Below are 12016 nucleotides of genomic sequence, written 5' to 3' on the forward strand. Positions count from 1 at the left end.
TTGTTCTGGTGTGGGGGCGGCAAAAGGGGCTGCCTTGGCAGCCCCTGCGGGTGGGTCAGACGCGTTCGAAAATGCCCGCCGCGCCCTGCCCCATGCCCACGCACATGGTCACCATGCCGTAACGCCGATTGTGGCGGCGCAGCGCGTGCACCACTGTCGCGGAACGGATAGCGCCGGTGGCGCCCAGCGGGTGGCCCAGGGCGATGGCGCCACCGTTGGGGTTGACCTTGGCCGGGTCCAGGCCGAGCTGGTGCATCACCGCCAGCGACTGTGCGGCGAAAGCCTCGTTCAGCTCGATCCAGTCCAGGTCGTTCTGCGACAGGCCGCCGGCTTTCAACGCGGCCGGGATGGCCTCGATCGGCCCGATGCCCATGATGTGCGGCGGCACGCCGCGTGACGCATAGCTGACGAAACGCGCCAGCGGCGTGAGGCCGAAGCGCTTCACCGCCGCTTCGCTGGCCAGAATCAGGGCACCGGCGCCGTCCGACGTTTGCGAGCTGTTGCCGGCGGTCACGCTGCCCAGGCCGGTGGGCGTGCCGTCGGCCCGGCGCGGTATGGCAAAGGCCGGCTTGAGCTTGGCCAGCCCTTCCAGCGAGGTGTCGGGGCGCGCGCCTTCGTCCAGGCTGACGGTGCGCTGGCTGATGCGCACTTCGCCGCTGGCCAGGTCCAGCTCGCGCTGGGTGACGTCCACCGGGGTGATTTCGTCGGCGAATTCGCCGGCAGCCTGCGCGGCCAGGGCGCGCTGGTGCGACTGCAGGGCGAAGGCGTCCTGCGCGTCGCGGCTCACCCGCCACTGCTGGGCCACTTTTTCGGCGGTCAAGCCCATGCCGTAGGCGATGCCGTAGTCGTCCACGTTGGCGGTGTTGGCAAAAATGCTGGGCGACAGGCTGGGCGCGTTGCCCATCATGGGCACCAGGCTCATGCTTTCCACGCCGGCGGCGATCATCACGTCGGCCTCGCCCACGCGGATGCGGTCGGCGGCCATCTGCACCGCGCTCAGGCCCGAGGCGCAGAAGCGGTTGACGGTGATGCCGCCCACGCTCTGGGGCAGGCCGGCCAGCACCGCGCCCACACGGGCCACGTTCAGGCCCTGCTGGGCTTCGGGGATGGCACAGCCACAGATCACGTCTTCGATGGCCGCCGGGTCCAGCCCCGGGGCCTGGGCCACGGCCGCGCGCAGCACGTGGGCCAGCAGGTCGTCGGGCCGGGTGTGCTTGAAATAGCCCCTGTGCGACTTGCCGATGGGGGTGCGGGTGGCCGCGACGATGTAGGCGTCTTGAAGGTGTTTCATGTCGGTGCTCCGCATCAGTTACGCAGGGGTTTGCCGGTGGACAGCATGCCCAGAATGCGCGCTTGCGTCTTGGGGTGGACGATCAGGCTGCAGAAGGCCTGGCGCTCCAGTTGCATCAGGTATTCCTCGCTCACCAGGGTGCCGGCTTCCACGTCACCGCCGGTCAGCACGTGGGCGATCAGGCCGGCGATGTGGAAATCGTGCTCGCTGATGTAGCCGCCGTCGCGCATGTTCACCAACGAGCCCAGGATGGTGGCCTTGACCGAGCGTCCCCCCACCGGGAACAGGCGTTTCAGCGGCGGGCGGTAGCCGGCGTTGGCCATGGCCTTGGCTTCGGCAATGGCCACGTAGAGCAACTCGTCCTTGTGCGGCACCACGCGGTCGCTGTCCAGCAGGTAGCCGATCTTGCGGCTTTCCAGCGCGCTGGTGCCCACGGTGGCCATGGCGGCGGCCTTGAAGCCTTCGCTCAGGAAGGGCAGCAGGTCGGTGCCGGTGCTGGCTTGGGCGTTCTCCGCCGCACGGCGGGCGATGTAGGTCAGGCCGCCGGCGCCGGGCACCAGGCCCACGCCCACTTCCACCAGGCCGATGTAGCTTTCCAGGTGCGCCACGCGGCGGGCGCAGTGCACCGCCAGTTCGCAGCCACCGCCCAGCGCCATGCCACGCACGGCGGCCACGGTGGGCACCTGGGCGTAGCGCAGCTTCAGCATCACCCGCTGCATTTCGGCTTCCACGTCCTCAATGGCCGCCACGCCGGCGGCGATGAAGGCGGGCATCACGGCCTGCAGGTCGGCGCCCACGCTGAAGGGCTCGTCGCCCGACCACACCACCAGGCCCTGGTAGCTGGCTTCGGCCAGGTCCACGGCGCGGCCCAGGCCCTCGGTCACGCCGGGGCCGATCGCATGCATCTTGCTCTTGATGCTGGCGATCAGCACTTCGTTGTCGAGCGTCCAGAGGCGGATGTCGGCGTCCTCATGGACAGTTTTGCCAGCGGTTTGGAACACCGGCGCGGCCTCGCCCAGCACCGGTTCGCGGAAGATTTGGCGCTGGTACACGGGCAACTGGCGCTTGGGGTCAAAGCTGCCTTTGGACGGGTTCCACGAACCTTCGGGCTGGTGCACGCCGCCGCGCTCGGCCACCGGGCCGTGGAATACCCAGTCGGGCAGCGGCGCACTGCACAGCGTTTTACCGGCGTCGATGTCCTCCTGGATCATCTGCGCCACGGCCAGCCAACCGGCCTCTTGCCACAGCTCGAACGGGCCTTGCTGCATGCCGTAGCCCCAGCGCATGGCCTGGTCCAGGTCGCGCGCGTTGTCGGCAATACCGGCCAGGTGCACCGCGGCGTAGTGGAAGCCGTTGCGCAGAATCGCCCACAGAAACTGGCCTTGCGGGCCTTCGGCGTGGCGCAGCAGCTTCAGGCGCTCGGCGGCGGGCTTTTTCAGCATGCGGCCGTACACCTCGTCGGCTTTTTGCCCGGCGGGGATGTAGTCCTTGCTCTCCAGCTCAAAACGGAAGGTCTCGCGGCCCACACGCTTGAAGAAACCGGCCTTGGTTTTCTGGCCCAGGTTCCCCATCTTCAGCAGCGTCTGCAACACGGTGGGCGTGGCAAAGCTGCCGTAGAACGGGTCGCTCTGCGCGTTCAGGGCGGTCTGCATGGTCTTGATGACGTGGGCCATCGTGTCCAGGCCCACCACGTCGGCGGTGCGGAAGGTGCCGCTGCTGGCGCGGCCCAGGCGCTTGCCGGTCAGGTCGTCCACCACGTCGTAGCTCAGGCCCAGGCGCTCGGCCTCGTGCAGGGTGGACAGCATGCCGGCGATGCCGATGCGGTTGGCGATGAAGTTGGGCGTGTCCTTGGCGCGCACCACGTTCTTGCCCAGGCCGGTGGTCACGAAGGCTTCCAACTGGTCCAGCACAGGCGGCTGGGTGGCCGGGGTGGCGATCAGTTCCACCAGCGGCATGTAGCGCGGCGGGTTGAAAAAGTGGATGCCGCAAAAGCGCGGGCGCAGGGCTTCGGGCAGCGCCTCGCCCAAGGCGCCGATCGACAGGCCCGAGGTGTTGGACGCCAGAATCGCGCCTTCGGCCACGAACGGGGCGATCTTGGCGTACAGGTCGCGCTTCCAGTCCAGGCGTTCCGCAATGGCTTCGATGATCAGGTCGCAACCGCGCAGCAGTTCCGAGTGCTCTTCGTAGTTGGCGGGCCGGATCAAGTCGGCGTCGCTGGCCACGCCCAAGGGGCTGGGCTTGAGTTTTTTCAGGTTAGTAATGGCCCGGGTAGCGATGCCGTTTTTGTCGGCCGATGTCGAGTCGGGCAGGTCGAACAAGATGACGGGCACCTGGCAGTTGACGAGGTGCGCCGCGATCTGCGCCCCCATCACGCCGGCACCCAGCACGGCGACTTGTTTCACGGTGAAACGGGACATGGTGTTTCCTTGTGTCGGGGCAGCCGTGCGGGGCTCAGGCCAGGGCGGCGTCGGTGTCCATCAGCACGCGGCTGCCGGCGCGGGCAGTGCGCATCAGCGTGGCGGTTTCCGGGAACAGCTTGGCGAAGTAGAAGCGCGCGGTCTGCAGCTTGGCGGTGTAGAAGGGGTCGGTGCTGCCGGCAGCGATCTGCTTCAACGCCACCGACGCCATGCGCGCGAAGAAGTACCCAAACACCAGGTGACCGGCCACGCGCAGGTAGTCCACCGCTGCGGCACCCACCTCGTCCGGGTTCTGGAAGCCCTTGAAGCCGATTTCGGTGGTGAACTTGGTCATCTGCTCGCCCAACCCGGCCAGCGGGTTGATGAACTCGGCCATCTTCTCGTTCACGCCCTCTTCTTCCACCAGGCGGCCAATCAGCTTGGCGAACTTCTTCAGGCTGGCGCCGTTGTTGCCCAGCACCTTGCGGCCCAGCAAATCGAGCGACTGCACGGTGTTCGTGCCTTCGTAAATCATGTTGATGCGGGCGTCGCGCACGAACTGCTCCATGCCCCATTCCTTGATGAAGCCGTGGCCGCCGTACACCTGCTGGCACATCACCGCGGCGTTGAAGCCGTTGTCGGTCAGGAAGGCCTTGACGATGGGGGTGAGCAGCGCCAGCAGTTCGGCGCTGTCGGCGCGCACCTTTTCATCGGGGTGGTGCAGCTCTTTGTCCAGCAGCACGGCGCTGTAGCACAGCAGGGCGCGGCCGCCTTCGGCGTAGGCCTTGGCGGTCAGCAGCATCTTGCGCACGTCGGGGTGGACGATGATGGGATCGGCCTCTTTGTCCTTGGCCTTGGTGCCGGTCAGGGAACGCATTTGCAGCCGGTCTTTGGCGTAGGCCAGCGCGTTCTGGAAGGCCACCTCGGTCAGGCCCAGGCTCTGGTTGCCCACGCCCAGGCGGGCGGCGTTCATCATCACGAACATGGCCTGCAGGCCCTTGTGCGGCTGGCCCACCAGGGTGCCCACGGCGCCGTCCAGCACCATTTGCGCGGTGGCGTTGCCGTGGATGCCCATTTTGTGCTCCAGGCCGCCGCAGTGAATGCCGTTGCGCCCGCCCAGCGAGCCGTCGGCGTTGACGTGGAACTTGGGCACCAGGAACAGGCTGATGCCTTTGCTGCCCTTGGGCGCGTCGGGCAAGCGGGCCAGCACCAGGTGCACGATGTTGGCGGCCATGTCGTGCTCGCCGGCGGAAATGAAAATCTTCTGGCCGGTGATGCGGTAACTGCCGTCGGCCTGCGGTTCGGCCTTGGTGCGCAGCAGGCCCAGGTCGGTGCCGCAGTGGGGCTCGGTCAGGCACATGGTGCCGGTCCACTCGCCGCTGGTCAGCTTGGGCAGGTACAGGGCTTTTTGCTCGGGCGAACCGTGGGCGTGCAGGCATTCGTAGGCGCCGTGGCTCAGGCCGGGGTACATGGTCCAGGCCTGGTTGGCGCTGTTGAGCATTTCGTAAAAGCACTGGTTCACCACGAACGGCAGGCCCTGGCCACCGTATTCGGGGTCGCAGCTCAGCGCCGGCCAGCCGCCGTCCACATAGGTCTGGTAAGCGGCCTTGAAGCCGCTGGGGGTGCGCACCTCGTGGGTGGTTTTGTCCAGCACACAGCCCTCGGCGTCGCCGCTGATGTTCAGCGGAAACGCCACCCCGGCGGCGAACTTGCCGCCTTCTTCCAGCACGGCGTTGATGGTGTCGGCGTCGATCTCGGCGTGCGGCGGGCACACCTTCAGTTCGTCGGTCACGTTCAGCACTTCGTGCAGCACGAATTGCATGTCGCGCAGGGGCGGGGTGTAGCTGGGCATGGCGGTCTCCTGGGATGGGTGTGGGTCGGGGAAAAAACGGGTCAGGGCAGGTTGCGGGCGACGATGTTGTCGAAGCCCTGGCGGGCGCGGGCCAGGCCCTTGGGGTTGCGCAGGAAGCGGGCCTCGTAGTGCAGGGCCAGGATCAGGCCGTGGATCTCGAACGCGAGCTGCCCGGGGTCGGCCTGGGCCTGCAGGTGGCCTTCGGCAATCGCCAGTTCCACCGCCCGGTGCATGGCCGACTGCCAGGTGTTCATGGTGGCCACCAGCGCGTCGTGCACCGGGCCGGGGCGGTCGTCGAACTCCACCGCGCCGCTGATGTAGATGCAGCCCGAGTCGATCTCCAGCGAGGTCTGGCGCATCCAGTTGTCGAACAGGGCGCGCAGGCGCGGCAGGCCGCGCGGCTCTTGCAGCGCGGGGGTGAACACCTCGGCCTCGAAGCGGCGGTGGTACTCGTGCACCACCGATATCTGCAGTTCCTCGCGCGAGCCGAAGTGGGCGAACACGCCGGACTTGCTCATCTGCGTGATTTCGGCAATGGCGCCGATGCTCAAGCCCTCCAGCCCGACCTGGGCGGCCAGGGCCAGGGCCGCGTCCACAATGGCGGCCTTGGTCTGCTGGCCTTTGTGCAGGGCTTTCTGGCTGCGGGCGGTGCGGGGGGCGGTGGCGGCGGTCATGGCATCCAAAATAAAACGAACGGTCGTACTATTTTAGAGGCAAAGCCGGGCGCGTCAACCCGCGCGGCCCCGGGGTAAACCCGGGGGTGGCCGTCAGGCCGTCAGCATCACCCGCAGGCAGTCGGCCAGGTGTTCGGTGGGAGGGCGCTGGAAGCCGCTGCGCGCGTAGCGCTGCAGGCGCCCGGTCACAAAGGCCACCAGCACCGCGCCCAGCGCCACCGCGTCGGGGTGGCCGGCCTCGCGCAGGCGCAGCTTCAGCGCGCTTTCCAGCTTGTCGAACAGCAGGGCCACGCGCGCGGTCAGGCGCTCGTGCTCGCCCACCAGCGCATCGCCGGCCATCACCCGGGCCATGCCGGGGTTTTTCTCGGCGAACTGCAGCACCATCGTCACCACCAGCGGCACCTGCGCCAGCGGCTGCGGCTGGCGCGCCTCGATCTGCTGGATCAGGCCAAACACGCTTTGCTCGACGAAGTCGATCAGCCCCTCGAACATCTGCGCCTTGCTGGCGAAGTGGCGGTACAGCGCCGCCTCGCTCACGCCCAGGCGCGTGGCCAATGCGGCGGTGGTCACCCGCTCGCCCCCGGGGGTCTGCAGCATGTCGGCCAGGGCCTGCAAAATCTGCAGGCGGCGTTCGCCGGGCGCGGGGCGGGTGGCCATGGCGCGGTCAGTGCGAACGGATCATGGTGCCGAAGGCCTGGTCGCTCAGGATCTCCAGCAGCATGGCGTGGGGCACCCGGCCGTCGATGATGTGCACCGCGTTCACCCCGCTCTTGGCCGCGTCCAGTGCGCCGGCAATTTTCGGGATCATGCCGCCGCTGATGGTGCCGTCGGCCACCAGTTCGTCGATGCGCTTCATGGTCAGCGACGGCAGCAGCTGGCCGTCCTTGTCCAGCACGCCGGGGATGTTGGTCAGCATCAGCAGTTTTTCGGCCTGCAGCACCGTGGCCAGCTTGGCCGCCACCACGTCGGCGTTGATGTTGTAGCTCTCGTTGTGCTCGCCAAACCCAATGGGGCTGACCACCGGAATGAACTGGTCCTCCTGCAGCGCCTTGACCACGCTGGGGTCGATGCCGACGATGTCGCCCACCTGGCCCACGTCGTGTTCCTTGCTCGGGTCTTTCTGGTCCACCATGCGCAGCTTGCGGGCGTGGATCATGGCGCCGTCGCGGCCGGTCAGGCCCACCGCCTTGCCACCGGCGCGGTTGATCAGGCCGACGATGTCCTGCTGCACCTCGCCGGCCAGCACCCACTCCACCACCTCCATGGTTTCGGGGTCGGTCACGCGCATGCCCTGGATGAACTCGCCCTGCTTGCCCAGGCGCTTGAGCAGCCCTTCAATTTGCGGGCCGCCGCCGTGCACCACCACCGGATTGATGCCCACGAGTTTGAGCAGCACCACGTCCTCGGCAAAGGCCTGCTGCAGTTCCGGGTCGGTCATGGCGTTGCCGCCGTACTTGATGACCATGGTCTTGCCGTGGAACTTGCGGATGTAGGGCAGCGCCTGGGCCAGGATTTCGGCGCGGTCGCGCGGCTGGATGTGCGAGGTGTCGCGGGTGGGGTGCGGGGTGTGGCTCATGGTCGGCAGTTCGGGTTGGGCGGCGGGGCCGCGTCAGCCAGCCATTTTGCCGGAAACCCGTGGCGCTTCCGTGCGGCGCGTCACCCGGCCAGGGTGGCGAAAACCCGCAGACTGTGTAAGCTAAGCCCCATGCTCACGCCCCAGGAAATCGAACTCAAGCTGCTGGTGCCCGGCCTGTCGCCCGACGAGGCCTTGCAACGCCTGCGCCGCGCCCCCAGCCTGCGCCGGCGCCGCCCGCAACAGCAGCTGCTGCTCAACCGCTATTTCGACACCCCCGACCTGGCCCTGCAGCGCCAGCGCTGCGCGCTGCGCCTGCGCCACATCGGCACGCCGGGCGACGCCGGCCCGGGCAGCTGGGTCCAGACGCTCAAGACCGCGGGCACCTCGCACGGCGGCCTGAGCCAGCGCGGCGAATGGGAAAGCCCGGTGGCCCAGGGCCGGCTCGACCCGGCCGCCCTGCACGGCACCGCCTGGGACGCGCTGGACCCGCACGGCACCCTGCTGGCCACCCTGCAGCCCCGCTTCGAGACCCATTGCCTGCGCACCACCTGGCGCGTGCGCAGGCGCAACGGCACCGACATCGAGGTGGCGCTGGACGCCGGCAGCGTGCGCGCCGGCGACCGCACCACGCCCCTGCTGGAGCTGGAACTGGAACTGCTGAGCGGGCCACGCGCCGCGCTGTTTGCCCTGGCGCAGGAGCTGGCCCAGCACCTGCCCCTGCTGCCCAGCGACGTGAGCAAGGCCCAGCGCGGCCACGCCCTGGCCAGCGGCGCTGTGCACCCGGTGGCCAAGGCCCAGCCTGTGCCCCTGAAAAAACGCCTGCCCCCCCAGGCCCTGGCGCGCCCGGTGCTGGCCGAAATCCTGCAGCAGTTCACCCGCAACCTGGAGGGCCTGCTGCACCGCGACGAGCCCGAGCTCGTCCACCAGGCGCGGGTGGCGTGGCGGCGCTGGCGCAGCGTCACCCGGCTGCTTCGCCCCTGGCTGCCCGCCGCGCCCGACACCACCGCGCTGCGCCCCCTGCTGGACGCCCTGGGCCAGTTGCGCGACCTGGACGTGGCCCGCCACGACACCCTGCCCGCCTGGGCCACGGCCTACCTGAGCCCCCCGCCCGGCCTGCCCGACACCGCCCACCCCGCCCGCGCCCGCCAGGCCGACTGGGACGCCGCCCTGCACGCCCTGACCGACGCCGGCCACACCGCCCGCGCCCAGGTGCGCCAGCGGCTGGCCACGCCCGGCGCGGGCGGCGCCCTGCTGGCCCTGACGGCCTGGCTGCACGGCCTGGGCGCCCCCATCGACCCCGCCCCAGCGACCCCCACGCCGCACGGCGACTGGGCCACGCGCCGGCTGGCGCGCTGGCACCGCCGCATGGAACAGCTGGTGGCCGCCGCCCACACCCAACCCGCCCTGCTGCACGACGCCCGCCTGCTGGCCAAACGCCTGCGCTACGCCAGCGAGGCCATCGCCGCCACCCTGCCCGCCGCCGAGGCCCGCCGCACCCGGCGCTGGACGCGGCGCGCCAGCGGCTGGCAGCTGCGCATCGGCCAGCAGCGCGACCTGTGGCAGGCGGCGCACCTGCTGGGCCACCTGCCACCGACGAGCGACGCCACGGCGGCCCCGGTCAGCCCAGAACTGGTGGGCTTTTTCCGCGGCCTGGCCGCCGCCCTCACCCCGGCCGGCACCCCTCTCCAGCCCGCCCCGCCCTGCGCCGGATGACACCCGCCGCCCCCACCCCGCCCGCCCGCCCGGCGCCCGCCTGGCATGCGCTCACCAGCGCCCAGGCACTGGAGGCCCTGCACGCCAGTGCCCACGGCCTGGGCCAGGCCGAGGCCGAACAGCGCCTGCGCCAGCACGGCCCCAACCGCCTGGCCACCGTGGCCCCGCCGCCGCTGTGGCGGCGCATCGCCGCGCAGTTCCACAACCTGCTCATCTACGTGCTGCTGGCGGCGGCGCTCACCACCGCCTTCATGGCGCATTGGGTGGACGCGGCGGTCATCCTCGCGGTGGTGCTGCTCAACGTCGGCATTGGCGTGCTGCAAGAAGGCAAGGCCGAAAAGGCGCTGGAGGCCATCCGCCACCTGCTGGCGCCGCACGCCCGCGTCTGGCGCGACGGCCGCGCCCATGACGTGGACGCCGCCGCCCTGGTGCCCGGCGACGTGGTTGCTCTGGCCTCGGGCGACAGCCTGCCCGCCGACGTGCGCTGGCTGCAGACGCACAACCTGCGGGTGGACGAAGCCGCGCTCACCGGCGAATCGGTGCCGGTGGAAAAAGCCCCCCACCCCGTGGCGCCCGACGCCGCCCTGGGCGACCGCCTGGGCATGGGCTACGCCGGCACGCTGGTCACCCAGGGCCAAGGCACCGCCGTGGTGGTGGCCACCGGCGCACAAACCGAAATGGGCCGCATCGGCAAGCTGCTGGCCACGGTGGAACAAACCACCACCCCGCTGGTGCGGCAAATGGCCGCACTGGGCCGCACCCTCACCTTCGCGGTGCTGGGCGCCGCCGCCGCGCTGTTCGCCTACGGTGTGCTGGTGCGCGGCATGGCCGTGGCCGACGTGTTCATGACCGCCGTCGGCCTGGCCGTGGCCGCCATCCCCGAAGGGCTGCCCGCCATCATGTCCATCACCCTGGCCATCGGGGTGCAGCGCATGGCGCGCCGCCACGCGGTGGTGCGGCGCTTGCCGGCGGTGGAAACGCTGGGCGCGGTCACCGTCATCTGTTCCGACAAAACCGGCACCCTCACCCGCAACGAAATGACGGTGCAGCAGGTGGTGCTGGCCGACCAGACCATCGCCGTCGAAGGCGCCGGCTACGCCCCGCTGGGCACGCTGCAGCGGCAGGGCCACACGCTGCAGCCGGCCGAGCTGTTCCGCGAAGCCCCCGCCCTGCTGGCCCTGGCCGAAGCCGCCGCGCTGTGCAACGACGCCGCCCTGCACCGCCAGGGCGACCTGTGGCACCTGGCCGGCGACCCCACCGAAGGCGCCCTGCTCACCCTGGCCATGAAGGCCGGCATCGCCCCCAGCGAACTGGCGCAGGAGCGCCCGCGTCTGGGCGTGGTGCCGTTCGAGTCCGAACACCGCTACATGGCCACCGCCCACCCCAACGGCGACCCCGGCCAATGGACGGTCTGGGTCAAGGGCGCACCCGAACGCCTGCTGGACATGTGCCACCGGCAACTGCAAACCAACGGCGAATCCGCACCGCTGGACCACGCCCACTGGCTCGCCGCCATCGAAGCCCAGGCCCGCGCCGGCCGCCGGGTGCTGGCGCTGGCCCGCACCACCGTGGCCGCTGGCCAGCGGCTGGACCACGCCCACGTCGCCCAAGGCCTCACCCTGCTGGGGCTGGTCGGCATCATCGACCCGCCGCGCCAGGAAGCCATCCAGGCGGTGGCCCAGTGCCGCGCCGCCGGCATCCGGGTCAAGATGATCACGGGCGACCACGCCGTCACCGCCAGCGCCATTGCTGGGCAATTGGGCATGGGCGGCGGTTTGCGCGCCCTCACCGGGCCGGACATTGAGGCGCTGGACGACGCCGCCCTGCAAGACGCGGTGCAGTCGGTGGACGTGTTCGCCCGCGCCAGCCCCGAACACAAGCTGCGGCTGGTGCGCGCCCTGCAGGCCCGCGGCGAGGTGGTGGCCATGACCGGCGACGGCGTCAACGATGCCCCCGCGCTCAAGCAGGCCGACGTGGGCGTGGCCATGGGCCGCAAGGGCACCGAAGCGGCCAAACAGGCCGGCGCCATCGTGCTGGCCGACGACAACTTCGCCTCCATCGCCCACGCGGTGGAGGAAGGCCGCACGGTGTACGACAACCTGCGCAAAACCGTCACTTTCCTGCTGCCCATCAACGGCGGCGAATCCCTGTCGCTGCTGGTGGCGGTGCTGCTGGGGCTGGCGCTGCCCATCGCGCCGGCGCAAATTTTGTGGGTCAACATGGTCAGCTCCATCGCCCTGGCCATGGTGCTGGCCTTCGAGCCCACCGAACGCGACGTCATGCGCCGCGCCCCCCGCCCACCGGGCGAACCCATGCTCAGCGGCTTTGTGGTGTGGCGGGTGCTGCTGGTGTCGGGCCTGTTCACCGCTGGCATTTTTGGCGCCTACCAGTGGTCGCTGGCCCAGGGGCACGCGGTGGAACACGCCCGCACCCTGGCCGTCAACACCCTGGTGGCGATGGAGGTGTTTTACCTGTTCAGCGTGCGCTACCTCAAAAACCCGTCGTTCCACTGGC

At 69.9% G+C, this 12016-nt stretch carries 8 protein-coding genes; 2 read left to right on the forward strand and 6 right to left on the reverse strand.

The genetic code is table 11. The features are described 5' to 3' along the window. Nucleotides 1-55: 55 nt before the first annotated feature. The 6 genes from HA630_RS12960 to argB form a co-directional block, all read right to left on the reverse strand. Complete coding sequence (locus HA630_RS12960) at nucleotides 56-1291, reverse strand: acetyl-CoA C-acyltransferase (protein WP_166835263.1); 1236 nt, start codon at nucleotides 1289-1291, stop codon at nucleotides 56-58. A gap of 14 nt (nucleotides 1292-1305) precedes the next feature. Continuing rightward, nucleotides 1306-3708: a 3-hydroxyacyl-CoA dehydrogenase/enoyl-CoA hydratase family protein gene (locus HA630_RS12965; protein ID WP_166835265.1), complete on the reverse strand. Its 2403-nt coding sequence runs from the start codon at nucleotides 3706-3708 to the stop codon at nucleotides 1306-1308. A gap of 34 nt (nucleotides 3709-3742) precedes the next feature. After that, the gene (locus tag HA630_RS12970; RefSeq protein WP_166835267.1) at nucleotides 3743-5539 is read right to left on the reverse strand and encodes an acyl-CoA dehydrogenase C-terminal domain-containing protein; all 1797 of its coding nucleotides are present in this window, start codon (nucleotides 5537-5539) and stop codon (nucleotides 3743-3745) included. Nucleotides 5540-5580: 41 nt separating this feature from the next. Further along, nucleotides 5581-6213 carry a TetR/AcrR family transcriptional regulator gene (locus HA630_RS12975; protein WP_166835269.1) on the reverse strand — a complete coding sequence of 211 codons (633 nt, stop codon included), beginning with the start codon at nucleotides 6211-6213 and terminating at the stop codon, nucleotides 5581-5583. Between the two features lie 93 nt (nucleotides 6214-6306). Further along, nucleotides 6307-6870: a nucleoid occlusion factor SlmA gene (gene slmA / locus HA630_RS12980; RefSeq protein WP_166835271.1), complete on the reverse strand. Its 564-nt coding sequence runs from the start codon at nucleotides 6868-6870 to the stop codon at nucleotides 6307-6309. Between the two features lie 7 nt (nucleotides 6871-6877). Continuing rightward, complete coding sequence (gene argB, locus HA630_RS12985) at nucleotides 6878-7789, reverse strand: acetylglutamate kinase (protein ID WP_166835273.1); 912 nt, start codon at nucleotides 7787-7789, stop codon at nucleotides 6878-6880. Between the two features lie 129 nt (nucleotides 7790-7918). Between argB and HA630_RS12990 the strand changes: the two genes are divergently transcribed. Continuing rightward, the gene (locus HA630_RS12990) at nucleotides 7919-9502 is read left to right on the forward strand and encodes a CYTH and CHAD domain-containing protein (protein WP_166835275.1); all 1584 of its coding nucleotides are present in this window, start codon (nucleotides 7919-7921) and stop codon (nucleotides 9500-9502) included. Then, nucleotides 9499-12016 (forward strand): HAD-IC family P-type ATPase (locus tag HA630_RS12995; protein ID WP_166835277.1); only part of this gene is annotated, 2518 nt, incomplete at its 3' end. The genes HA630_RS12990 and HA630_RS12995, both read left to right, overlap by 4 nt.

It is taken from the genome of Aquabacterium sp. A08 (genome assembly GCF_011742065.1).